21 protein-coding genes and 3 tRNA genes are annotated in these 25148 nt (G+C 52.9%); 18 read left to right on the top strand and 6 right to left on the bottom strand.

The window, feature by feature from the left end; genetic code table 11:
• Nucleotides 1-2: 2 nt before the first annotated feature.
• The 15 genes from ureC to K6V98_RS00500 all read left to right on the top strand — a co-directional run bounded on the left by ureC (nt 3) and on the right by K6V98_RS00500 (nt 12955).
• Entirely contained in the window at nt 3-1715 is a 1713-nt protein-coding gene (gene ureC, locus K6V98_RS00570; RefSeq protein ID WP_222198588.1) for an urease subunit alpha, read from the top strand.
• A 28-nt stretch (nt 1716-1743) separates the two neighbouring features.
• Nucleotides 1744-2190 (top strand): urease accessory protein UreE, encoded by a 447-nt coding sequence (locus tag K6V98_RS00565; RefSeq protein ID WP_222198587.1) that lies wholly within the window; start codon nt 1744-1746, stop codon nt 2188-2190.
• A 16-nt stretch (nt 2191-2206) separates the two neighbouring features.
• On the top strand, nt 2207-2872 hold the full coding sequence (locus K6V98_RS00560; RefSeq protein WP_222198586.1) for an urease accessory protein UreF: 666 nt from the start codon (nt 2207-2209) through the stop codon (nt 2870-2872).
• Nucleotides 2873-2929: 57 nt separating this feature from the next.
• Nucleotides 2930-3541 (top strand): urease accessory protein UreG, encoded by a 612-nt coding sequence (ureG, locus tag K6V98_RS00555; protein ID WP_222198585.1) that lies wholly within the window; start codon nt 2930-2932, stop codon nt 3539-3541.
• Between the two features lie 10 nt (nt 3542-3551).
• Entirely contained in the window at nt 3552-4370 is an 819-nt protein-coding gene (locus K6V98_RS00550) for an urease accessory protein UreD (protein WP_222198584.1), read from the top strand.
• 35 nt (nt 4371-4405) lie between these two features.
• Complete coding sequence (locus K6V98_RS00545; protein WP_222198583.1) at nt 4406-5437, top strand: DMT family transporter; 1032 nt, start codon at nt 4406-4408, stop codon at nt 5435-5437.
• Between the two features lie 228 nt (nt 5438-5665).
• Complete coding sequence (locus K6V98_RS00540; protein WP_222198582.1) at nt 5666-7336, top strand: ABC transporter substrate-binding protein; 1671 nt, start codon at nt 5666-5668, stop codon at nt 7334-7336.
• Nucleotides 7337-7339: 3 nt separating this feature from the next.
• Complete coding sequence (locus K6V98_RS00535) at nt 7340-8365, top strand: ABC transporter permease (protein WP_222198581.1); 1026 nt, start codon at nt 7340-7342, stop codon at nt 8363-8365.
• Entirely contained in the window at nt 8358-9263 is a 906-nt protein-coding gene (locus K6V98_RS00530; RefSeq protein ID WP_371734488.1) for an ABC transporter permease, read from the top strand. Before K6V98_RS00535 ends, K6V98_RS00530 begins: the two co-directional genes overlap by 8 nt.
• A gap of 7 nt (nt 9264-9270) precedes the next feature.
• The gene (locus tag K6V98_RS00525; RefSeq protein WP_306792633.1) at nt 9271-10176 is read left to right on the top strand and encodes an ATP-binding cassette domain-containing protein; all 906 of its coding nucleotides are present in this window, start codon (nt 9271-9273) and stop codon (nt 10174-10176) included.
• On the top strand, nt 10166-10807 hold the full coding sequence (locus K6V98_RS00520; RefSeq protein ID WP_222198580.1) for an ABC transporter ATP-binding protein: 642 nt from the start codon (nt 10166-10168) through the stop codon (nt 10805-10807). The genes K6V98_RS00525 and K6V98_RS00520 overlap by 11 nt, the downstream gene beginning before the upstream one ends.
• A gap of 97 nt (nt 10808-10904) precedes the next feature.
• Nucleotides 10905-10978, top strand: a tRNA-Gln gene (locus K6V98_RS00515).
• Between the two features lie 22 nt (nt 10979-11000).
• Nucleotides 11001-11076 (top strand) — tRNA-Glu (locus tag K6V98_RS00510).
• Between the two features lie 34 nt (nt 11077-11110).
• Nucleotides 11111-11186 (top strand) — tRNA-Glu (locus tag K6V98_RS00505).
• A gap of 437 nt (nt 11187-11623) precedes the next feature.
• On the top strand, nt 11624-12955 hold the full coding sequence (locus K6V98_RS00500) for a lysylphosphatidylglycerol synthase transmembrane domain-containing protein (RefSeq protein WP_222198579.1): 1332 nt from the start codon (nt 11624-11626) through the stop codon (nt 12953-12955).
• Nucleotides 12956-13079: 124 nt separating this feature from the next.
• On the opposite strand, the gene K6V98_RS08740 is transcribed toward K6V98_RS00500, so the two are convergent.
• The 6 genes from K6V98_RS08740 to gltX all read right to left on the bottom strand — a co-directional run bounded on the left by K6V98_RS08740 (nt 13080) and on the right by gltX (nt 21735).
• A complete protein-coding gene (locus K6V98_RS08740) occupies nt 13080-14315 on the bottom strand; it encodes an ABC transporter permease (protein ID WP_222198578.1) in 1236 nt (411 codons plus the stop codon).
• A complete protein-coding gene (locus tag K6V98_RS00490; protein WP_222198577.1) occupies nt 14312-15079 on the bottom strand; it encodes an ABC transporter ATP-binding protein in 768 nt (255 codons plus the stop codon). Before K6V98_RS00490 ends, K6V98_RS08740 begins: the two co-directional genes overlap by 4 nt.
• Nucleotides 15080-15084: 5 nt before the next feature.
• Complete coding sequence (locus tag K6V98_RS00485; RefSeq protein WP_222198576.1) at nt 15085-16605, bottom strand: efflux RND transporter periplasmic adaptor subunit; 1521 nt, start codon at nt 16603-16605, stop codon at nt 15085-15087.
• Between the two features lie 129 nt (nt 16606-16734).
• A complete protein-coding gene (locus K6V98_RS00480; RefSeq protein WP_222198575.1) occupies nt 16735-18243 on the bottom strand; it encodes a L,D-transpeptidase family protein in 1509 nt (502 codons plus the stop codon).
• A gap of 376 nt (nt 18244-18619) precedes the next feature.
• Nucleotides 18620-20224, bottom strand: a complete 1605-nt coding sequence (gene sdaAA / locus K6V98_RS00475; RefSeq protein ID WP_222198574.1) for an L-serine ammonia-lyase, iron-sulfur-dependent, subunit alpha — start codon at nt 20222-20224, stop codon at nt 18620-18622.
• A gap of 29 nt (nt 20225-20253) precedes the next feature.
• A complete protein-coding gene (gltX, locus tag K6V98_RS00470) occupies nt 20254-21735 on the bottom strand; it encodes a glutamate--tRNA ligase (RefSeq protein WP_222198573.1) in 1482 nt (493 codons plus the stop codon).
• 134 nt (nt 21736-21869) lie between these two features.
• On the opposite strand from gltX, the gene K6V98_RS00465 reads away from it, so the two are divergent.
• The 3 genes from K6V98_RS00465 to K6V98_RS00455 all read left to right on the top strand — a co-directional run bounded on the left by K6V98_RS00465 (nt 21870) and on the right by K6V98_RS00455 (nt 25028).
• Complete coding sequence (locus tag K6V98_RS00465; RefSeq protein ID WP_222198572.1) at nt 21870-22253, top strand: VOC family protein; 384 nt, start codon at nt 21870-21872, stop codon at nt 22251-22253.
• A gap of 401 nt (nt 22254-22654) precedes the next feature.
• A complete protein-coding gene (gene ahpC / locus K6V98_RS00460; protein ID WP_222198571.1) occupies nt 22655-23218 on the top strand; it encodes an alkyl hydroperoxide reductase subunit C in 564 nt (187 codons plus the stop codon).
• A gap of 127 nt (nt 23219-23345) precedes the next feature.
• Nucleotides 23346-25028, top strand: coding sequence for an FAD-dependent oxidoreductase (locus tag K6V98_RS00455; RefSeq protein ID WP_222198570.1), 1683 nt, complete (start codon nt 23346-23348; stop codon nt 25026-25028).
• Nucleotides 25029-25148: the final 120 nt, after the last annotated feature.

Raw genomic sequence — 25148 nt, 5'->3', positions numbered from 1 at the left:
GCATGAAATACGATCGCCACTCTTATGTGGATAACTATGGTCCGACCATTGGCGATAAGGTTCGCCTTGCCGATACCGACCTTTGGATTTCGCCCGAGCGCGACCTGACCACCTATGGTGAGGAGTCCAAGTTCGGCGGCGGTAAGACCTTGCGTGAGGGCATGGGTCTCAACAGTGTTCGCACTCGTGATGAGGGCGTGCTTGACCTGCTCATTACCAACTGCTTAATTGTTGACTATACCGGCATTTACAAGGCAGACGTTGGTATTAAGGATGGCCGCATCGTAGGCATCGGCCACGGCGGAAACCCCGATCTGCAAGACGGCGTAGACGAGAACATGGTCGTTGGCGCTGCTACTGAGGTTCTCGCTGGTGAGGGCAAGATCCTCACTGCTGGCGGTGTCGATACCCACGTTCACTTTATTGAGCCTGATATCGTAAAGCCTGCCCTAGGCAACGGCATTACGACCCTCTTTGGTGGCGGCGTTGGTCCTTCAGATGGTACGAACGCTACGACCTGCACCCCGGGTGCTTGGTATATCCAGCGCATGCTTGAGGCTGTTGAGGATCTGCCGATGAACTTCGGTATTCTCGGTAAGGGTCATGCTGCTGCTGAGGCTCCTCTTATGGAGCAGATCGAGGCTGGAGCTGCCGGTCTTAAGATCCATGAGGACTGGGGCTCTACCCCATCTTCGATCGATATGGCCCTGCGCGCTGCAGATCGCGGTGACGTTCAGGTTGCTATTCACACCGATACCTTGAATGAGGCTGGCTTTGTTGAGTCTACGATCGACGCTATTGGCGATCGCGTGATTCACGCCTTCCACGTTGAGGGTGCTGGCGGTGGCCATGCTCCTGACATTTTGAAGCTTGTTGGCCAGAGCTCGGTTTTGCCTTCGTCCACGAATCCCACGATGCCGTTCACTAAGAACACCATCGAGGAGCATCTGGACATGCTCATGGTCTGCCACCACCTGAACAAGAACGTTCCTGAAGACGTTGCCTTTGCTGGTTCTCGTATTCGCCCTGAGACCATTGCCGCTGAGGACGTCCTGCACGATATCGGTGCTATTTCCATGATGTCTTCTGACGCTATGGCCATGGGTCGTATTGGTGAGACGGTCATGCGTACCTGGCAGGCAGCCGATAAGAACAAGCGTCAGCGTGGCGCTCTGCCTGAGGATACAAACGGTAACGACAACTTCCGTGTCCGCCGCTATATCGCTCAGTACACCATTAACCCGGCAATCGCCCAGGGTGTCTCGCATGAGATTGGCTCTATTGAGGTAGGCAAGTTTGCTGACCTCGTGCTTTGGGAGCCCAAGTTCTTCGGTGTGAAGGCTTCCATCGTCTTGAAGGGCGGCATGATTGCCTACGCCCAGGAAGGCGATCCGGGTGCTTCCATCCCCACGCCGCAGCCCATCATGCTTCGCCCCATGTATGGAGCACACGGCCGTGCCATGAACAAGACCTGCATGACCTTTATGTCTAAGGCCTCCATTGAGCTCGGTGTGCCTGAGAAGCTTGGACTTCAGCGTCAGGTCTCCGCAGTCAAGGGCTGCCGCAACATCAGCAAGCGCGACATGAAGCTCAACGATGCACTGCCCAACATCACGGTCGATCCTGAGACCTATGAGGTGCGCATCGACGGCGAGCTCATTGTTTGCGAGCCGGCTGAGAAGCTCCCGATGACTCAGCGTTACTTCTTGTTCTAATCATCCCGACGTCCTAGAAAGGCTCTCCATGCTGAAGGTAACCCGTGTGTTAGGTTCCATGAATGATACCAACCATCCTGACCTGCCGGTCGACTGGGTGGAGCTGGATTGGGATCAACTCGGCAAGCGTATCATCCGCACGACCTCCACGGAGGGCCGCGACGTCGCCATTGAGCTTGAGCGCGCAGGTGAGTTGCGCTGCGGTGACATCCTTTTTGAGGATGCTGACTTCGTAGTTGCCGTGCGCGCCAAGCCCGAGGATGCTCTGATTATTAAGCCGTCTGATATGGATGAGATGGGTCGTGTTGGTTGGCAGATTGGCAATCGCCATACCCCATCGGTTATTGAAGCCGGCGAGATCTTCGTTCGCTTTGACCCGACCATGGTAGAGCTGCTTGAGAGCATGCATGTTGAGTTTGAGCGGGGTGAGCACAGCTTTGTTGAGCCAATCAAGTACGGCGGACATCAGCACTAGTAGTTGGTTTCTGCCCTTGGTTCAGCTGCTCGACTCTGCATTTCCAACCGGCGCCTTTGCACATACCTTTGGCCTTGAAACATATTTTCAAGATCGCCGCGTACATGATGCAAAAACGCTTAAGGAAGTTTGTACCTCTTACATCGTGGATGGCGTCGCAGACGCTGACGCCATCCTCGTAGGAGAGGCGCACCGAGCAGCTGCTGCAGGCGAGCTCGATCATTTGATCGAGCTCGATCAGCTTTGTCATGCCATGAAGTTATCCCTTGAGGTACGCGATGCGAGTTCAATGCAGGGACGCCAGTTCCTGCGCTCCATCCGAGCGATCTGTTCAGATGAACTGCTTGTTGCATGGCGCGATCTGGTTCGTGAAAAAGAGGTTCGTTGCCACTATCCCATCGTGTTTGGGATGTATGCAGCCCTTATTGGTGCTCCAGCAGAGGCAGCAATTCTTGCGTTTCTCTATGCCACGACCGGCTCGCTTGTGCTCAATGCAGTTCGTGGTGTGCCCTTAGGTCAGCTTGCAGGCGTGGAGGTGGTGCACGAGATGCTTCCGGTGCTTTCGGCTGCTGCAAAGCGTGCACAAGCGTGCGGTGTTGATGATCTTGCTACCCGATGCGTGGGAGTAGAGATCGCCTCTATGCGCCACGAGCGCCTGCATTCAAGGCTGTTCATCTCTTAGGTGTAACGAAGGTTCGGCTCGTATCCGTATATCGACAATCATATTGGAGGTTGTTCTATGAGCAAGGCACGTCGCTTAGGCGTTGGTGGTCCGGTTGGTACCGGAAAAACCACCATTATTGAAGCTTTAGTTAAGCGTCTGAAGGACGACTATAAGATCGGTGTCATCACCAACGATATCTATACGAAGGAAGATGCCAACTTCCTGATCAGCGAGAATGTGCTTGAAGAGGGAAGGATCATTGGCGTTGAGACGGGTGGCTGTCCGCATACCGCCATCCGCGAAGATGCTTCGATGAACTTTGAGGCAATTGATGCTCTCGAAGATCGTTTTGATGACCTTGATCTTATTTTTGTTGAAAGTGGTGGAGACAATCTTTCTGCCACGTTTAGCCCCGAGCTCGTTGACGCTGCTATCTATGTCATCAGTGCCGCTGCCGGTGGAGACATTCCCCGCAAGGGAGGACCGGGCGTTACCCGCTCAGACATGCTTGTTGTAAACAAGATGGGTCTTTGCCCCTATGTTGGCGTTGATCCTGAGCGTCTGGTTGAGGATACGCGTCGCGCTCGCGATGGTCGTCCCTTTGTGATGGCAGACATGCTTGAGGGTAAGGGTCTCGACGAGATCATTGCCTGGATCAAGCGCGATCTTATGCTTGAGAACGCGTGAGGTAGCTGCCGTGGCCGAGACGACGATGAAGCGCTTAGAGCATGACGGTCGACTGTCTATTGTCTTTGACAAGGTTGCCGGACGTACGGTAATCGCTGACAGCTTCCAGATTCCGCCGTTAAATGTTATGCGTCCGCTGTATGTGAGCGGGCATGACAGGGGAGAGGCGACCGTCATTCTCATGGACTCCTCAGGAGGCTTGCTTCCTGGGAATACGAATGAGATTAGGCTTTCTACAAAGCCGGGTGTGCGGGCACGTTTGCGTCCGCAGGCCGCGACCCTCATCCATCCTTCTTTTGATGGAGGCATCTCTTCTCAGTACATCACGATTGATGTTGCCGATGAATCATCCTTTATGTGGGAGCCTGAGGTCACGATTCCGTATACCGGATCTCGTTATAAAACCGATGTTGAGGTCCATCTCGAGAAGAACTCCTATTTTAGCTGGGGCGATATTCTCGCTCCTGGCCGCCTCCATAAAGATGAGCGCTTTGAGTATGAGACGCTGCTGAGTCGTATGCGTATCTATCGCGAAGGCGAGCTGATCGCGTTTGATTCACTGCGCTTGGATCCGGCTGATCATGATCTAACCCGCTTAGGCGTGCTTGATGGTGCAGACTACATCGCCACGATGTGGTTTGCGATCCCTTCAGTTTATTCCGTAGATGTTGAAGCACTCGCTGCTCCCATCGAAGCTGCTGCCGGTCTTGTTACCGGCGGAATCTCTGAGATCGAGGAGGGGCTGTATCTCATTCGCCTCCTTGGTTCTGATTTGGTTGCCCTGAGAGCTCTTATGGCCGAAGTCGGTCGTATTGCTCTCGGTCAATAGTCCCGGTAAGAGGAACTGCACGAAAGGAAATGCCCATGACCACTACGAATGCGTCGAGTTCTTCGGCGCACAGCTCTGGCAACGGAAAGGCCTATATCATTATTCTATTAGGTCTTCTGGCGCACGCCTTCACCGCTCCTATGGTGAAGATTGCTAACTTCGAGCCCTTCACTTCGGTGATTTTGCGCTGCGGCATTGGTGCTTTGTGCATGTTGCCCTTCGCCTTCCACGAGATTAAGAAGCTCGGTGCCCTGAATAAAATGGGTATCGTCTACTCAATCGTTGCTGGTTTGTTCTTGGGCATCGATTTTTGCTGCTTTAATCTGTCCATCTTCTATGCAGGCGCTGGCATCGCTTCGATTCTGTTGAACATCCAGGTCATCGTCTTGCCCGCCCTCGCCTTCATCTTTGACCGTGAGAAGATTGAGAAGAGCTACTATATCGTTGCTCCGATCATGATCATCGGTGTTGCTATGTCTGGCGGTCTGTTCGATCCTCCTGCACCTCCGGTTCCGGGCGCTCCTGAGTCGGTCTTTGGTATGGATGTTACCCTCTTCGGTACGCTGACCGGTGCTCTTTCTGGTTTCTGCTATGGCTTCTACCTGTACTTTGCTCGTAAGGCCTCCCGTATTAACCACGGTCAGTTCCTCCAGCCCATGACGCTTTCTTCGATCGCTCAGCTGGTTGCTCCGGTAATCGCCATTGTTTTGCTGAGCCACGATCGCGGTTTTGACGTCGTTCACGGCATGATGGCCAACGGCCTTGTTCCTGCTCAGGGTGTGGGTACCGATATCACTGCTATGAACTGGGTCTTTGCAATTCTTCTGGGCTCTGTTGGCCAGGCTGTGGTCTGGACCTTCATCCAGTACGGTTCCATGCGTCTTGAGCCTACTCATGTTGCTGGACTTCTGCTGCTGAGCCCGGTTGCTACCCTTGCAATTTCTTTCGGTCTCTTCCACGAGGTTCCGTCGATGCTTCAGCTCTTGGGTGCAGTCATCGTTCTTCTGGCCGTTTCTTATCAAAATGGCCTCTTGAAGAAGGTTCTTCCTGGCAAGTCTGCTGCCTAAGGCGTTGCTTGACAGCGTAAGCTTCATCTAGCTAAGCGGGGTGCTGATTTTCTGGCTTTGCACCAGATAGAATCGGCACCCCGTCTTTTTATTTCGGTTTCATCTCTAACTTTTTGTCTGCCTTGACAGGTGAACGCTCAAGATCTTCAGTTGAACGGTTGAATGATACTAATTATAGAATACGTGTTATGATGTGTTCGTATCTTTCCCCGTCGTTAAAGGAGACTCATGAGCGATTCTGTGAATCAGCACACAACGAACCGTGTGTCGCCTGCACCTACGCGTCGGCACTTTGTTGTTGGCGCTGCTGCTGCTTTTGCAGCAGTTGCTGGCGGTAGCCTCTTAGCGGGTTGCGGTCAGACGGGCTCAAAGGCCGCTGGTAGTGCTGAAAAGAAAGATGGCACATCGCTTGTAATTGCACTTGGATCGAGCAATGAGCCTGAGGGTGGATTTGATCCATGCTTGGGCTGGGGCTCATCTGAGCATGTGCATGAGCCACTCATTCAGTCAACGCTGATCGTTACCGATAAAGACATGAATATCGTGAATGATCTTGTAACGGAGTATAGCGTTGCTGACGATGGCCTCATGTGGACGTTCAAGATCCGCGACGATATTAAGTTCACCGACGGCAAGCCTCTCAAGGCGAGCGACGTGGCCTTTACCCTGAATACGATCCGTACCTCAGATAAGGCTGAAGCAGACCTCACCATGATTGATAACGTGGAGGCTGTATCTGATACAGAGGTGCGCATCCATCTGAACAAGCCCTATAACGCCCTCATCTATACCTTAGCGGTCATTGGTATCGTTCCTGAGCATGCCTATGGCCCCACGTATGGCGATAAGCCTATTGGATCTGGCCGCTATAAGCTTGCACAGTGGGATCACGGCCAACAGGCTATTTTTGAGGCAAATCCTGACTATTACGGAGACGCGCCAAAGATTAAGCGCTTTACCGTGGTCTTCATGGATGAGGATGCAGCTTTGGCAGCTGTTAAGGCCGGCAAGGTTGATATGGCCTTTACATCGGCAATCCACGCCTCGCAAACGGTAGACGGCTATCGTCTTGAGGCCTTTAAATCGGTTGACTCTCGTGGCATTAACTTGCCGGTTATCCCGGCAGGGTCCACCCGTGTCTCTGATGGTGAGTCCTACCCTGCGGGCAACGACGTAACTTGCCACAAGGAGATCCGTCAGGCCATGAATATGGCGCTTGATCGCAAGGCACTGATCGATAATGTGTTGGGTGGATATGGCGAGGTTGCCTACAGCATTGGTGATGGCATGCCATGGGCAAATCCCGAGATGAAGGTCGAGTACGATCCAGATCAGGCTCGCAAGATCATGGAGGACGCTGGCTGGAAGCAAAAAGATGGCATCTATGAAAAAGATGGTAAACAGGCAGAGTTCACGCTCTACTATTCCACCTCAGATCCGGTTCGCCAGGGTCTTTCCAACGAGTTTGCCCGCCAGATGGGTGAGGTTGGTATTAAGGTGAATGCCGCTGGCCATGCCTGGGATGACATTTTCCCACACTCGTTCTCTGATCCCATCATGTGGGGTTGGGGATCCAACGCACCTTCTGATATCTATGGGGTGACCTACTCCACCAGCGATATGAACTTCTCCTGCTATGAGAATCCGGTCTCTGATGCCTATATTGATCAGGCTTTGGCTACCAAGACCATTGAGGAGTCCTATCCGCTGTGGCAAAAAGCTGAGTGGGACGGAACAACCGGCCCTGCTCCTCAAGGAGACGCAGCGTGGCTTTGGTTCACCAATATCGATCACCTCTATTGGGTCAGCGATGGACTGACTGTCGCTGAGCAAAAGCTCCATCCTCATGGGCATGGCTGGTCTGTCTTGAACAACGTTGATGCGTGGAGCTGGGGCTGATCCATGCATTCTCACGAGGCAGCATCTGCTCGCCCCGTGCCCGCCAGGCGCCAGCATCCCGTATGGGGTGTTGTACGCCTGGTCGTGCTTCTGGTGGCTGTGAGCATTATGAGCTTTGTGCTCATTGGTATATCGCCTATCGATCCGGTGCAAATGAACACCGGTCAGGTGGCTTATGCCCGTATGAGTCCCGAAAAGCGTGCCCAGCTACGCGAGCGCTGGGGTACCGATACACCTATTCCTGAGCGCTATGCCCATTGGGCGGCAGGCGCTATTAAGGGAGACTTTGGAGAAAGCCTGCGCTTTAACCGACCAGTTGTTACCATTATTGGTGAGCGTGCAGTCTCTTCGTTAGCACTCATGGCAGCTGCCTGGCTCATCTCAGGGGTCGTAGGGATTGCTCTTGGGATTCTCGCAGGCATGCACCGCGATACCTGGATTGATCGCATCGTGAAGGGCTACTGTTTCTTGCTCGCCAGTACTCCTTCGTTTTGGCTTGGCCTTGTTGCACTCATGGTTTTTGCGGTAGCTCTTGGCTGGTTCCCGCTTGGCTTTTCTGTGCCTATTGGCGTAGAGGCATCTCAGGTCTCGTTGCTCGAGCGCATTCATCATCTTATCTTGCCAGCTCTTACCCTAGCGCTGACCGGCGTTGCTTCGGTGGCTCTTCATACACGAGAGAAAACCATCGATGTGATGCAGACAGACTATGTATGGTTTGCACGAAGCAGGGGAGAAGGAGATTTTCAAATCCTCATTCGCCATGGCTTAAGAAACCTTGCACTGCCAGCAATTACTTTGCAATTTGCTCAGGTGAGTGAAATCTTTGGCGGGTCGATCTTGGTGGAGCAGGTGTTCTCCTATCCGGGCTTGGGCTCTGCGGCAGTAACCGCAGGCATTGGAGGAGATGCTCCCTTGCTGGTAGGTATTGCCTTAGTTTCTGCGCTCATCGTGGCAGTTGGTAATGGCTGTTCTGATTTGTTATATGGCTTGGTAGATCCAAGGATCCGAGAGGGGGCTGCTCGTGGCTGATCTTGCATATAACGAGAGCTCTCTTGAGCGCGGAGTTCACGTGGGATCGGCGCCTGTTTTGAGCGCATCGGTCGTCAATCTTCGGGGAAATCGCGTACGCATGCTACTCGCTGCTCTTATTGCAGCAGGCTTGCTCATCGTGGTTGCTGTGGTTGGTCGTGTAGTAACGCCTCAGGCTATTCTGGTCGATTTCCCTCATAAGAATCTTGCACCATCTGTGGCTCATCTCTTTGGAACTGACTGGATGGGTCGAGATATGTTGATGCGCACACTTTCAGCGCTTTCAACCTCGCTTTTTGTTGGTCTTGGTGCAGCGAGCGCCTCCTCACTCATTGCATTTTTACTCGCCTGCGTATCTGCTCTTGGTGGACGTGTTGCCGATACGGTGGTTACCTGGCTCATCGATCTCGTTATGGGACTTCCTCATATCGTGCTGTTGATTCTCATTAGCTATGCTTTGGGTAAGGGCTTTACTGGCGTTGTGGTTGGGGTGGCACTTACGCATTGGCCATCACTTGCCCGCGTGTTGCGTGCAGAGATTTTGCAGGCGCGTGAGCGCCCATCTGTTGCAGTCGCTCGAGCCTTAGGCGCAGGTCCTTTAGATATTGCTCTTCGTCATATGGTGCCAGCAATTTTGCCGCAGTTTTTGGTAGGCATGGTCTTGCTCTTCCCACATGCAATTTTGCACGAGGCTTCAATTACCTTTTTAGGCTTTGGTCTCTCGCCTGATGTTCCTGCCATTGGTGTGATTCTTTCAGAAGCGATGGGACATCTCTCTGCTGGTATGTGGTGGCTCGCACTGTTCCCCGGTCTTGCCTTGGTTTTGGCAGTAGCTCTCTTTGATCGCATGGGCTCATTGCTGCGTCGTCTTGTTGATGCCCGCACGGTGCAGGAGTGAGGTCGCTATGAATACCGGTGCTCAAGAAATCCTTCTCGAGGTTGACAATCTTTCAGTCGGCTTTGATCTATATGATGGATCAGCTCCATTTTTCCGGGCAAAAAGACGGCGGACAGAAGTTTTGCACGCCATGTCAATCTCGGTATATACCGGCGAGGTAGTTGCCATGGTGGGTGCCAGTGGTGGCGGAAAGACCGTACTGGCAGATTGTATCCTTGGTCGCTTTGCGGGAAATGAAGAGGTAACGGGAAAAATTCGTTATCGTGGCAAGCCCTGCTCAGCTGAGGATTTATCGAAACTTCGAGGCAATGGTATTTCATATGTTCCTCAAGGCGTGGGCTTTTTGGATCCTCTGATGCGTGCTGCAGACCAGGTTCGTGGCCTAGCTCGAGGAGCCACGCGTGAACAGCGTGCTCAGGATGCTGATCGGCGTATTGTGCGGCAACGCGAGCTTTTTGAATCCTATGGGCTTGATCGCGAAGTTGAGCGCCTCTATCCTCACCAGCTCTCTGGCGGTATGGCGAGACGCGTCTTGCTCATGTGTGCGCTCATGGATGCTCCTCAGCTTTTGGTAGCAGATGAGCCTACGCCCGGTCTAGACTTGGTGCTCGCAATTCATGCCTTAGACGATATTCGAACCTTTGCCAATGAAGGCGGGGGAGTACTGCTCATTACGCACGATATTGAGCTGGCCTTGGCCGTGGCAGACCGCGTAGCAATTGTTCGCGATGGAACTGTGGTGGAGGTAGCGCCAGTTGCCTCATTTGAGCGCCCGGAGCTGCTCGCTCATCCGTATACCCGTGCCCTTTGGCATGCCCTTCCCGAAAACGGGTTTACTGCATGTGATGAAGCGGACATGGCAGCTGAGGGACCGCAAAACGATGCGGCAAAGGAGGTTTCTCATGGCGCTTGAGGCAACAAATATTGGATATGCCTATCCGGGCTGTACGCCTGTTTTTGAGCAGATCAGCCTGACGGTCGCTTCCCGAGAGCGCCTCGCGCTTACTGCTCCTTCAGGCTTTGGAAAAACCACGCTCTGCCGGGTGCTTGCTGGCTATATGCCCCCCTTAACCGGCCGGATTCTTGTTGACGGATCGTCTCTTCCCAAGCGAGGAGTCCGGCCGGTTCAGTTGCTGTGGCAGCACCCCGAGCAAGCCTTTGCCCCTCATTTGAGATTGCGCAATTCTTTGGCAGAAGCCGGGGCGTGGGATGGGCAGACCGGTCGTGAGTTACGGGAGCGCTTTGGCGTGCGTGGTGAGTGGCTCGACCGTATGCCTCATGAGCTTTCTGGAGGCGAGCTGATGCGGAGCTGCATGGTACGCGCCCTACTTGCTCATCCTCGCTATCTTATTGCTGATGAGGCCACGGCTATGCTGGACGCTCTAACACAAATGGAGGTCTGGAAAGCCTTTATTTCAGTACTTGAAGCAGAGGAGATGGGATTGCTGTTTGTTTCCCATTCACCCTCCTTGGTTTCACGTATCGCGACGCGAAGCATCGATCTCGCGAGCCTATGCAGGCAGTCTTCTTCACTGTCTTCATAAGCCTTGCACAAGCGTGAGGCTTAAGAACTTTGGTCTTGCGCTTGAGCTGCTCGTCACGTAATATACGTTCTTGCGCAAAGGAGCGCAGGCACATCATTGGGACGTCGTCTAATGGTAGGACAGCGGATTCTGGTTCCGTCAGTGGGGGTTCGACTCCCTCCGTCCCAGCCAAACTGCTCTCTTTTAAGCAAACGGCCCGTTCGTCTAGCGGTCAGGACGCCGCCCTCTCAAGGCGGAGGTCACCAGTTCGAATCTGGTACGGGCTACCATGAGTTCTCTGGGCACTCCGAGCCCTTTACATATGGCCCGTTCGTCTAGCGGTTAGGACGCCGCCCTCTCAAGGCGGAGGTCACCAGTTCGAATCTGGTACGGGCTACCACACGCCATGCGGGCTATCGAACATCATCGGTAGCCCGTTTTCGTGTCAACTCAATTGGCTGTAGAGCGTATACGGGCTATAGAGCGTATACGAGCCGTTTTACAAGGGTGCTCAAAAGCCTGGTGAACAATATGTAATAAAACATGATATTTCAAGTCTTTCATCACCGGCCGTTGCATGGGCTTGGAACATGGATGTTATGCAGGTAAGTTCCATGCGAATTTACCTGCATTTATTGTCTGCTCTTGGGATCGCATAAGAGCAAACAGTTGTGATCTATCAAACAAGATGCTCTCATTACATGATGATGCAAGGGTGTTCTCCGTGAGACCTCGCCTAACTTGCGAGCTACAGGTAGGATAGGAGAGTCTGAGAGTCACGATCATGTATTTAGCCACTCTTCATCTTCGGATTTAAGAGCGGTATCGAGGAGAACCATGACGGTCACAAGCCCAAGCACGCCGCCAGCACCGCAGGTTGATGCCCCCCATTCCGGAGATGATAGAAAAGGGGCAACCCGCGGAGCGATCTTTATTGGATGCGCACTCATTGCGTTCTTGGTGTATTTGGTGTTGACCGGCCAGGTAGCCCAGTTTATGGAAGCCCTTTCTAACGTGCAGGGCATGTGGCTCACGATTGCCTGCCTTTGCATGTTGTTATATCTCGTGTTTGGAATTGCTGCCTATGCAATTGCTGTTTGGCTCGATCCAGAGTCTCCGGTTGGTATCCGCGACCTGATTTCGGTTGAGGCAAGCGGAATCTTTTTTGGCAATCTCACGCCTATGATGATGGGCTCAACTCCTGCTCAGATTTATCGGCTCACAAAGGCTGGTCAAAACGTAGGCGAGGCGGGAGCGATTCAGTTCACACGCTTTATTGTGTATCAATTTGGGCTCGTGGTTTGGGGAGCCATCCTGCTTGCTGCTCGTATGCCGTTCTTTATTGAACGCTATTCAGATATTGGCGCGCTCACGGTGCTTTGTATTTTTAGCTTTGGCGGGCACGTGGGCATTTTGCTGCTCATCTTTGCAATTGCGCTGATGCCCAAGACGGTTGTGCGTGTTTCTCACTGGGGGCTTACGCTCTTGGGTCGCCTCGGTTTTGACCGTGAGAAGATTGAGCGCTGGCGCGGCTTTGTAGACGGCGAGGTGTATTCGTTTTCAGATAAGTTCAAGCTTGCTGCCGCCCATGCGTCATCTATGGCACTCACGGTGGTAATCACCATGCTGCAGCTTGCCTTTTTTTATCTCGTTCCGTATTTCTTGATGCTTGCCTTTGGGCATCATGAGGTAGATTTTCTCTCCGTTATGGCAGCCTCTGCCTTTGTACAGCTCTTGTCTTCTGCAGTGCCCTTACCGGGCGGCACGGGTGGTGCAGAAGGCGGCTTTGCTCTGTTCTTAGGGCACTTCTATGGATCTGCTGCCACGGCTGGCTATCTCTTGTGGCGTCTTATTACCTTTATTATTCCAACGATTGTGGCAGCCCCTTTGCTTGGCTTGAGAAGCTCGCATGAGGCGAGTATTCATGATCGCTGGGATCGCTTGATTGCCACACGCGCCCGCCGAAAGCACAAGCGTGAGAAGACAGCCGCGAGGTCTTCTCGGGCACCTGTGCAGCTTTTAGAGGCCACAGGAGATCAAGAGAAGCCAGTGCAAGAGGTACGCTCCTCGAAGGCAGCTGCTGTGCGGCGAACCGCAGAAGGTATTACGGTCTCTCCAGAAGCAATGCGCAAACGCGTGAAAGCGCGACGTCATCCAAACGCAAAGTAACAGCAAGGCGAAGCACCAAGGTAAGGTGCGCCCCCGGCTATTAAGGCCCCGGCTATCTAAAGAAAGATCCCAAGAGCGTATCTTGCTCTCGGGATCCGAATTCCTTATGTGCTACTGAAATCGATTACTGGTAGCGGAGGGCTTCAACAGGATCGAGCTTTGCAGCGCGGCGTGCCGGATAAATTCCAAAGATCAAGCCAATGCCAACCGAAACACCAACGGCAAATAACACTGTTTCGACCGACATTGCAGGCACAATATGGGTGGCACCGCCCGTGCCTAAAAAGCCACTGCTTTGTTCTGCTGAATTAACTGCAAAGGCAAGTCCCCAGCTAATGAGGTAGCCAAACACCATACCGATGATGCCACCGGTCACGCATACCACAGCAGACTCAGTTAAGAACTGCATGGTGATGTCTCGTCTCGTAGCACCGAGAGCCCGGCGAACACCAATCTCACGTACGCGCTCGGTGACGTTGGTAAGCATCATGTTCATGATGCCAATGCCGCCAACCAACAGTGAGATGCCAGCAACGGCACCCATGATGAGCTGAAAGCCGCTCATGAATTGATTCATCATATCGATGATTGATTTCATAGTTGAGGTGTAGAGCAGCTTTTTATCTTCCTCTGTTTGGAGGTTTTTGATCTTTGCAAAAGCCTCCTTGGTCTTTTCTGCGAGCTCGTCTACGTCAACACCTTCACGTGCTAATCCAACGATATGATCAATCTCGCCGGTGCCAACCTTGAAATAGCGATCAAGGGTACCAAAGGGAATGCAAGCTTGGAAAAAGTCCTCAGAAGGCCTCATTCCGGCACTGTTCTCGGTCACACCAATGACGGTAAAGCTCTTACCATTGAGTGTGAGGGTTTTGCCAACAGCTTCTGATTCTGAGGTTCCAAATGCAATTCTGACGCCCGTTCGATCTAAAACGATGACACGCGCGGCAGTCTCATTTTCGCTCTCAGTAAACATCCGCCCTGCAATGATTTTTGCCTGTCCGGTCATCTCAAACAGGGAAGGGGAGCCGCCCATCATGGACACATTGACATCTTTATTCTTTGTTTTCAGATTGGTGCCACCAAAGTTTCCTGCCTCAATACGTTCATACTCAGGTAAGGCGAGCCCCAGTCGCTTCAGGTCTGTTTTTGAGACCGGGCCAGCATAGCTCATATTGATGATGCGAGAGGCATTGAGGCCAAGGCTGCCCAGAAGACTTTGTTGAATGCCGCCAATGAGCGAGGTCATGGCAATAACGGCAGCAATGCCGATAACAATTCCTAAGATGGTAAGAAAGCTTCGGCCGCGATTTGCCTCTAGTGAGCGAAGGGCTTCGCGAATAAGATCGATAAAGCTCACAGCGAACCCCCTTCTGAGCGGGTATGGGGCAGGTCGGAGAGGGTGCGCCCGGAAACTGCAGTACCGGGAAGCGAGCCATCCGCACTACCTTCATGAAAGAGCCTGCCGTCGCGGATGGTCACAATTCGGTCGGCTTCAGCTGCAATATGGGGGTCATGGGTGATGAGCACGATTGTTTTTCCTGTGCGTTGCAGAGCATGGAAGCTCTCAAGCACCATCTGGCCCGTTGCAGAGTCCAGATTGCCGGTGGGCTCATCTGCCAAGATAATGGCTGGATCGTTCACGAGTGCACGAGCAATGGCTACACGCTGCATCTGTCCACCCGAGAGCTCGCCAATCTTATGGTCGTAGTGGTCTACCGGAAGACCCGCTTGAGCGAGGGCAGATACTGCTCGCTCTTCGCGATGCCCATGGGCATAGCCTGTATAAACCAAGGGGAGCATGACATTATCAAGGACGGTCATCCTTGAGAGCAAATTAAAGCTTTGAAATACAAAGCCGATGCGCTCGGAGCGAACCTCTGCAAGCTCTTCATCATCGAGCTGAGCTACATTTAAGCCCTCTAAGAGATAGGTTCCGGCCGTTGGTGTATCAAGACAGCCCAGGATATTCATGAGGGTAGACTTGCCCGATCCCGAAGGGCCAGTAATTGCCACAAACTCACCTTGAGCAACCGTGAGCGAGATGTTGTGGAGGATGTGCGCCATACCCGCCTCTGTTTCAAAGACGCGATGAATGTGGCGAATGTCTATGACAGGAGGCATAGTTCTCAGCCCTCAGAGTTCTCAGTTGAACCCTGCTGCCCATCTTCTGCCTTACCCTCAGCTCCGCGAGCATCTGCTTCACCTTGAGCTGCTGTGGCCTCTGAGGAGCCGTCTCTGGGAGCCGAACCGTGATCCTCAGCGCCTGTTGGAGCCATGTGATCCGAAGATCCAGCATTGACAGGGGTGCCACCTGAGATAATGAGAGCCTCGCCATCGGCAACCGGGGACTCGGGCATGTCAGAGACAACATCAGCAGGACGACCAATGACTGCCATATCTTCATTTTTCGCAACGACGGTTACCTCACGAGACTCATAGGTGTGCTTCTCGGGGTCAACCTGAACATTAACGTGGAAGTGCTCGCCATCATCAGTTTGGAGCGCGGTGACAGGCACCATAATGACATCTTCAATACGCTCAGTGATTAACGATACTTGAGCGCTCATGCCGGGCTTCAGGCGCGGGTCTGGCTCTGGAATGAGAATATCAACGGCAAAGGTGGCACCAGCACCACCGGGATCGTGATAGCCCATCGGCCCACCTTGGCCAAGATTAGAAGCGATGGAAGCAATGCCGGTAACCTTGCCGCTCAAGGTCAACTCTGGCAGGGCAGCAAAGGTAACACTGGCTTCTTGATCAACAGCAACCTTGGCAATATTTGCCTCATCAACCTGAACCGTGACCTTCATCTGTGATAGATCTGCAATCATCACAGGCGGCTCGCCGGCACGCTCGCCAGTACCAACAACAGGAGCTCCAACGCGGGCGTTCATAGCAACCACGCTACCGGTAAGCGGCGAGGTAACCGTACGCTTATCTCCTTGTGCGATAGCCTGATCAAGTGTGGCTTGAGCGGCTTCAACAGCAGCCTTGGCATCTTCTACGCCATTGGCAGTCGCCGTAGCACCCTTTTCGTCTACACCCTCGGTGTCATCTGAGTTCAGCATATCTTCTGCCTCGCGGGCAGCAGCGAGGTTGCGCTTGGCGGTTTTCAGGGCGCGCTGAGCCTCAGCGATCGTGCGATCAAGGTCATCGTTTTTAACCTTTAAGACGACGTCGCCCTTTTGTACGGTTTGACCGGCAACAACATCAACTTCAGAGAAGGTACCGGTGACTTCTGGGGTGATGACCGTGGCAGATAAAGGCTCCAGCGAGCCGGATGCCCGAACGGTTGTTGTGTATTCTCCGCGTGTGGCCATATCAACCACAGGCTCTGTAAGCTGATCTGGCTTTTGCGAGAAGATATGCACGAGCACAACAAGAAGGATGATGACCGCAGCTATAAAGCCACCAATAATTGCTCTCCGGCGAATTTTGCGACGCCTGCGCTCAGCCCGCTTGGCCTTGAGCTTGGCATAGACCTCATCGTCAGTCGATCCCACATCGCTTACGTTTGCAAGGGCTTCGGACGGTGGGGAAAGCTTGGTAGTAGCTTGGGTAGAGGGCACCGGAGGAATCGGTGGAACCGGATTTTGAGCCTCGGTCTGCGGCTTGATCGGAATGTGTGGTTCATTCGTATCAGACATCTGCGCTCCTATCGTAAGGTGGCATGATGTCATGATAGATTAACTTGAGCGATCTCAAGGGATCAGTGGATGATTTCAGGCAAGTGTTACGATTTTGTTATCCAATCGGGCAGTGCAGAGATCGCTCAGTTAGTAGTGCACAATTACGCAAAGCCCTGCTGAAATGAGACCATAGAGCTCTTCTGCCTTAGCGTAGGGGAGGTTTACACATCCGTGGCTTCCTACATAGTAGTAGGCATCAGGATTTGAAAAGCTCGACGATGCTTGCCATGTTGCATCGTGAAAACCAATAGCGCCTCCTACAAAGGGCATCCAATAGTCAACCGGCGTGCGATAGATTGGCTCTCCTGTTTCTGGATCCTTCTTGCCTATGAGCGTGACGTGGCGAGCGAGGTTATTGATGCTGTAAATGCCTGTGGGGGTGGCATTGCGCTGGTTGGGGTTGCCTGTAATGATGCCCGATTCCCAAAGGAGTGATCCGGCACTGTCATAGAGGTAGGCGTGCTGTTCTGAAATATCGACATCAAGCCATGAACCCCAGTCGCGCTGGCCTTTTCCGGCAAAGGTATCTGCCTCGCGCTTGAGTGGAAGCTCAAGTGTTTTGTCGCCCCCTGCCTGTACTGCCTCAGCTACCAAGCGAGCAGCCTCTGCTGAGTCGACAATCCAGCCGAAGGTGCCTCCCGAGATAGTAATCTGCTTGCCGTCAGGTCGTGTATAGCTGCGCTCTGAGCCTACGGTATCAAGCGAATCGGTGGTATAGGTGCGCACCCAGTCTTGTAAGGCTTTGCTATCGAGGTGAGGAGTCAAGTGCTCATCAAAAGAAACCCAGGTAGCAAGTTGTTGTGGCTCAATCTTTGCTACCTCATTGCCTGCCATCGTAAGCGTGATGTGAGAAGAGACGAGCTTCGTAGCTGTGGCGCACGCGGTTTCAATCTCTTCTTTTGAGGACCGATTAGCAAAGGATAAAAAGCAAGACTCATCGATCTCAACTGAGTCAATAAGGTTTGAGAGTGCGGTACGCGCCAACTCCGAGATACGATTTTGATCGAGCTTGGCATTGCTCAGTGCCTTTGTGGAGCTAAAGGTAGCGGTTTGAGGATCAAAGGCACTTTGAGCATTAAATTCACCCGTTCTGTCTTCGTTATATGCATCAATTGCCTGGTTGAGCTCTTTTTGAAACGCCTCATTATTAAAAGAGGCGGGCAAAGGAGCAGCCTCTGTTGTGGGATCAAGCGTGTTTGCTCGAGCTTGCTCTACCTTGAGCAGAGCCTTCCCAAGCCGCCACGGCCAGGCAAAGGGCGTATTGGTAGCTAACACATCTGAGGAACGTTTGGAGGCATCGAGGAGGTCTGAACCTTTGGGAGGTGTATAGGTCCACGAGAAGCCTTCACCGTTGATATGCAAGCGATAGGCTGCTGCAGCCTTGCCAATACGCTCCGAAGCAGCATCTTTGGTGGCAAGGGATACATCAACGCCAGCAATCGAGGTATGCGGATAATAGATGAAAGAAAAGACGAGGACTCCCACGAGATAGGTGAGACCGATGAGGCCGCCAAAGACGCCGAGCGCGATACGAAGGCGGTGATGAGGTCGATCGTGAGCTTTGCCGCCTTCAGACTCAGCGGTGCTGTCGCGCATGTGAGCTCCTGTTTGAGCAGAAGCCTGTTCATGAATGCTCACCGGGGCAAGTATGCGCCCAAGATTGTTGTCTTCAGACGTTACGCTTGGGATACGTGCGTTGAGAGCGCTTGACTCACTGAGCGCGCTCGAGTGTATAGAGCCCTGAGGCACCTCATCGTTTATATCTGAGCTGGATGCTTGGGCGCCTGAACTGCCAGGTGCACCTGCGCTTGTTTGCATAGTTGAATCGTTTGAACGGGGCATCTGAGCACTCCCCAAGGATCAATCTGTTTTAACTTCGTTTCAGCCATGAGATAGTATAGCAACCCAGCGCGGACATGCACCGTCCTGAAACAATGAGCACGAACTCGAGATTTCTTTTGGAATGATGGGTTTAGGCACGGGGGCAAGCTGCACAGCCAATCCGCGCAGCTTGGGCAGAAGGAGCCACGGCAATGCCTCCCTGAGCAGTTTCGCGAAGGCTCGAGGGCAAGGCCTTGCCTACGTCATACATGACACGTGCCATTTCATCAAAGGGAACAAGAAAGCTAACGCCTGAGAGTGCGAGCTGTGCTGAGGAGAAAGCTGTCGCCACACCGATAGCGTTTCTCGTTTGACACGGCACTTCTACCAAGCCAGCAACCGGATCGCATACCAGGCCTAAGAGATTGGAAAGAGCAAGCGAGGCTGCATCTAAGGCTTGCCGAGGGCTGCCTCCAAGCATCTGAGTCACTGCTGCTGCAGCCATAGCAGCAGCACTTCCTACCTCTGCCTGACAGCCGCCTTCAGCTCCAGCAACACTGGCATTTGCAGTGAGGATGAGCCCAATGGCTGCGGCACAAAAGAGGGCTTCAGCAACATCTGCATGGCTTGCACCGACGTGCTCGGCGAGGGCGAGCACGCAGCCAGGCACAATGCCTGCTGATCCTGCGGTAGGAGCTGCCACGATAACGCCCATAGAGGCACTTCGCTCAAGAACAGCCATTGCTCGAGCGATAGCGTTGGTTTGAACAGAGCCGGTGAGCGCGGATGCAAGCTTGGAAGAAGCATCTGCGACTGCCTTTGCCTGGCCGCCTAAAAACCCGCCCAGCGACGGCTCGGGATGGGCAAGCGGAGCCTCTGTTTCCTCGTGCATAACCTCAATGACGCGCTTCATAAGAGCTGAGGGATCTTTGCCCATAAGCGCAGTCTCTCGCCTGCGCATCAAGTCGCCAATGGTGGCCTTGTGCTCCTGACAAGCTTTGAGAAGTTGAGCGCCTGTTTGAAAAAGACTTGACGTACTGACGCCGGGAGCCGAGCTTGTGGTACCCGGCAGTTCAATAAAGGTTGCCCAAAAAACCGCCGGTATTGCTTCAATGCGTGGGAGTACCAGAGGAAGAGCCGCGCCGTCCATTTCAAAGATGGTATACGCTCGTCCGCCTTGCTCAGTTCTATAGGTACGGCAAAAGGCAATATTGACGTGATCTTGAGCGAGGGTTTGGGTGAGCGCCGCTAAGGCACCGGGAATATCTTGGTGAACAACAAAGAGGGTGGTGTATTCGCCCGATAGGTCAACGTCAATATCGTTGATTCGGCTGATGCGAATACGCCCGCCGCCCAAGCTTTCTCCATGAATCTGAACGGTCGAGCCAGACGTGGTGGTGACATCAATTCCTACGGAATTGGGATGGAAGGCCTCGTTATCGCCACCAATCTGTATGCGGTACGAAAGGCCTGCTTGTTGGGCAAGCTCGAAAGCATCTTTAATGCGCATATCATCGGTGTTAAGCCCTAAGGCTCCTGCTACCAAGGCTCGATCGGTGCCATGCCCTTCATGAGTATGGGCAAATGAGTTCCAAAGCGTAAAGGAAATGCTTGCAATCCCATCGGTTGCAAGGGCGCGAGCAACCCGGGCAAGTCGAAGCGCTCCTGCAGTATGTGAGGAGGAAGGGCCGACCATGATCGGGCCTAAGATCTCAAAGGCAGATAGGTTGGCAGCAGTTTGGGCGGGGGCAGACATAGTGCTCCTAAAGGGTTGGAAAGGAGGTATTAGCCAGCAAGACCACGTGCACGCTTGAGACGGGCAAGGCAATCCTTGGAACCAATGAGAGCCATGGTCTGACCAAGCGGAGGGCTGACAAGGTTGCCACAAATTGCTACACGAACTGCCTGGAAAACCTGGCGCTTTTTCATATCAAGCGCTTCGGGCAAGGTTTCAAGAGCAGCATCAATCGTCTCGGGATTCCAGTCAGTGTTTTTTAGATGCGAAAGCACTTCTTCTGCTGCGTCTAACACCTTGCCCATGCCTTCAGGCGCAAGGCCTTTCGCCACCGATCGCTCATCAAAAACAAGGGTGTCGGCATGCTGAAATACGGGCTCAGCAATAGGTGCGGCATCACCTAAAAACTTCGTGCGCGGCTTGACGATTGAGGCCAAAGCATCAATCCAGGACTCATCAAACTCATCGCCAACCTCAACAAAGCCAGCTTCAACGAGTTCAGGAAGCAAGATTTCATCTGCAAAGCGTGAGTCATCCATGGCAGAAATATACTCAGCATTCATCCAGTCAAGCTTTTTTGGGTCAAAGGTTGCTGGGTTTTTAGAAATGCGATCGAGGCTAAAGCGACTCGCCAATACATCGCGCGGAATAATGGTGGTTTCTCCATCGAGCGACCAGCCGAGAAGAGCAAGATAGTTTACGAAGGCATCAGATACATAGCCTGCATCTCGATACTCCTCAACTGAGGTAGCGCCGTGGCGCTTGGAGAGCTTTTTGCCATCCGCACCTAAGATCATCGAAATATGAGCAAAGATGGGAGTTGGTGCTCCGAGCGCTTCATAGACCATGACCTGGCGAGGCGTATTCGACAGATGGTCGTCACCACGGATGACATGGCTAATTTGCATAGCCGCATCATCAACCACGGTGGCAAAATTATACGTTGGCGTTCCATTTGAGCGCAGAATCACAAAGTCATCTACCTCATGAGCATCAAAGACTACCCGTCCGTGGACCGCATCATCAATGATGATATCCCCGCGATTTTCCGGCACCTTAATGCGCAGGGTATAGGGCTCTCCTGCCTCCATGCGTCTTTGAGCCTCGTCATGAGTAAGATGACGGCACCGCTTTTGATAACCCTGATTGGGGTCTTTGCGAGCCTTCGCCTCTTCACGATCTTGGGCGAGCATCTCTTGTGTGCAAAAGCAGGGATAGGCATGGCCTTCTTCAAGCAGGCGCTGAGCAGTCTTTTGATAGATATCCAAGCGCTCGGCCTGAGCATAAGGACCAAAGTCTCCACCCGCATCCGGTCCCTCATCCCAGTCAAGGCCTAACCAACGAAGCGCTCTTAAGATAATCTCGGTATTTTCTTTGGTTGAGCGCGTCGGATCAGTGTCATCAATGCGCAGAATAAAGGTACCCTGATGAGATCTGGCAAATGCCCAGTTGTAGATAGCCGTCCGTGCCCCGCCAATATGTAGTTTGCCAGTGGGGGAGGGTGCGAAACGTACGCGGACAGGTGAGGTCATGCTCAAATCCAATCGTCGTAGTAAGAGAAGCCATGAAGCTTTTGATTACATATGCATTTTTGCATTATAGCGCCGCAGCTGCTGGCCTGCCCCAGATTAAGATGAGACGATGAGGGCGTAGAGAGGGGGAACGTATGAGAATCGAGCATATTGCACTGTATGTCCGTGACCTTGAGGGTGCTCGAGGCTTTTTTGAAACCTACCTTGGTGCGCAGGCAGGTGAGAAATACCACAATGCACAAACCGGATTTACCTCATATTTTTTGAGTTTTGAGGATGGCGCTCGCTTGGAGATTATGAATCTTGCAAGCAAGCATGAGTATCCGAATCCGGAGTCGTCCTTAGGCTGGGCTCATCTTGCGTTTTCGCTTGGATCGAAAGCTGCGGTAGATAAGCTGACTGCGCGTTTGGCCTCAGATGGCTTTGAGGTGCTCTCAGGCCCTCGAACCACGGGAGATGGGTATTACGAGAGCTGTGTAGTTGGCTTTGAGGGGAATTTGATTGAGCTGACCGTCTAGGCTTATGTCTGGTTTTGCAGAGCGTTTTATCTTAGGGCATCGTGTTTGGCGGGCATTGCACGCTTCAACCTCGAGCTGATGGTCGTGGCTCATGTCGTATCAGCTCACACGGTATCGCGTGCTCGAGCTGATGGTCTCGGCGCATGCCTTATCTGACTCGCACGGTGTTACGTGTCTCAGCTTGTGGCTTAGATGCATGTCTGATGTGGTAAGCCTTGCAGGCCGGGGGCGGAAGCCTCAGGTGAATGCTTGCAGCGTGCCCGTGTGTGCTTGTTCGCATGCTCGTATTTCCTGTCTCCAATATGGAAAAGTAATATATATCAAACTTATAGGCCTGCAGCCTGCCGAAGCTGCTACGATGGATCTGTCCTATTGGGAAGTATTCCTATCAAGGAGGATCTATGTCACTGATCAATAAAGAAATTGGCGATTTTTCTGTAATGGCTTTCTCAGATGGTGAGTTTCAGACCGTCACACGTGAGGATGTTCTAGGTGGGTGGAGTCTTTTCTTCTTCTATCCAGCAGACTTTACGTTTGTATGCCCAACTGAGCTGGAGGAGCTCGCTGAGCTGTATGACGACTTTAAGGCAGAGGGTTGTGAGATTTATTCGGTCTCGTGTGATACGCATTTTGTGCATAAGGCCTGGCACGATGAGTCTGAGCGGATCAAGAAGGTTCGCTACCCCATGCTCGCAGATCCTGCTCATGTGCTCGCCCGTGATTTTGAGGTGCTCATTGAAGCAGATGGCCTAGCTGAGCGCGGTGCCTTCATTGTTGATCCTGAGGGCAGAATTCAGGTCTATGAGGTAACGGCAGGAGGTATTGGCCGCAATGCTCATGAGCTTTTGCGCTTAGTTCAGGCGGCAAAGTTTGTTGCCGAGCACGGTGATGAAGTGTGTCCTGCTACCTGGCAGCCCGGCGCTGAGACGCTCAAGCCCTCGCTTGATCTGGTAGGTCAGCTCTAAGGGCTATCCGCTCGTAGGTATTTCGTATCCCGTCAATTTGCTGCGGGGCTTCGTCTTCGCGGCGGAGTCCCGTTTTTGTTGTTAGTACCTCGTGCTCGTAATGAGCTCTTATAGAAAGGAAACGCGTATGGCTCACGCACAGGAGTCTTCTGTGAGCACAGCGGACAATTTCGATCCCAGCACGCTGTATGACGCCGTCATTATTGGCGGCGGTCCGGCTGGTCTTACTGCTGCCATCTATCTAGCTCGCGCGCGCTATCGTGTGCTGGTGGTTGAGAAAGAGCGCTTTGGTGGGCAGATTACGATCACCGATGAGGTTGTCAATTATCCAGGTGTGTTATCTGCGAGTGGTACTGAGCTGACCGAGACGATGCGCAAGCAAGCAGAGGCGTTCGGTGCAGAATTCTTACTCGCTGAGGTATCGGCGCTTCAGATGGAAGACCCGATAAAACGCGTGCAGACCTCGCGTAAAGAGCTGCACTGCTTCGCAGTATTGTTGGCAACCGGTGCATCTCCGCGCTCTGCAGGCTTTATTGGTGAAGAGGAGTATCGGGGTCGTGGTGTTGCCTACTGTGCAACGTGCGACGGAGAATTCTTCTCTGGCAAGGATGTCATTGTGGTGGGCGGGGGCTTTGCTGCTGCTGAAGAGGCGGTGTTTTTAACCCGCTATGCGCGGCGTGTTCGCATCTTGGTGCGCGAGCCAGACTTTACCTGCGCTCCTGCTGTAGCAGAAGAGGCAAAGCGTCATGAAAAGATAGACGTCTATCTTAATACCGAGGTCTGTGAGGTGGGAGGCGATGGCAGCAAGCTCAGCTTTGTGCGCTATCGCAATACTCAAACTGACAAGGAAGAGACCTTCCGTTCAGAAGACGGCTCACATATCGGTGTCTTTGTCTTTGCAGGCTATGCTCCAGCAACCGATCTTGTTCGTGATCTTGCCACCCTTGATGAGCACGGCTATGTGCTGGCCGATGCTGAGCGTATGAGTGGATGCGATGGGCTTTTTGCCGCAGGAGACGTATGCGCAAAGCGCTTACGCCAGGTAGCTACTGCTGTTGGTGATGCTGCCGAGACGGCTACGGTGATGGAACGTTTCTTACAAGAAGCACAGGAAAAAACGGGCCTGCATCCAACACCTCCGGTCTCTCGTCCCACACATAAACCCGCATCCGCTGTGTCTCACACAGAAGGCACAGATGGCGGCTTTATTGATGAGGCCATGCGCGCTCAGCTCGCTCCGGTTTTTGAGCGCATGGCAGCTCCGGTGATCTTGAGACTGCATCTCGATTCAAGTTCAGCTGCAGCTGAGCTTGGTGCTTTTATGGATGAGCTAGCTGCTGAGACAGAGAAGCTGAGCGTTGAGCGCGTGAGCGAGGGCGATCAAGAATACACACCGTTTGTTGAACTCATTCGTGAAGACGGTACCTCGTCTGGGCTCGCTTTTCACGGCGTGCCGGGAGGACATGAGTTTACGAGCTTTATCCTTGGCATCTATAACGTGGCAGGTCCTGGCCAGCAGATTGATGATGCTGCCCGAACAGCTATTGCGTCGATTGCCGAGCCAATAACCTTGAAGATTTTGGTTTCTCTTTCATGCACGATGTGCCCTGAGACGGTTCTATCAGCCCAGCGTATTGCTGCTGAGCATCCTCTCGTGAGCGCTGAAGTCTTTGACGTTGCCCGTTTTCCTGAGCTGCGTGAGCGCTTTGGTGCTATGAGTGTTCCTTGCGTGGTGATTGAGCAGGGAGGAAGTGAGCGAACGATCTTTGGTAGAAAGGATTTGCCTACGCTTCTTGCTGAGCTGGTATGAGTAAGCTCCTTGCATGCTTGAGCTCACATCCTTGATCGTCCTGCGTTCGAGCTTTTGCTATCTGAGTGCTTTGCCGCGTGAATGTGGGCAAGCAGGCTACAATCGATAGACATAGGTGAC

It is taken from the genome of Collinsella ureilytica (assembly GCF_019795105.1).
Taxonomy (GTDB): Bacteria; Actinomycetota; Coriobacteriia; order Coriobacteriales; family Coriobacteriaceae; genus Collinsella; species Collinsella ureilytica.
The sequence above is the reverse complement of the archived record's forward strand: the minus strand, read 5'-3'. Positions and strand labels throughout refer to the sequence as shown.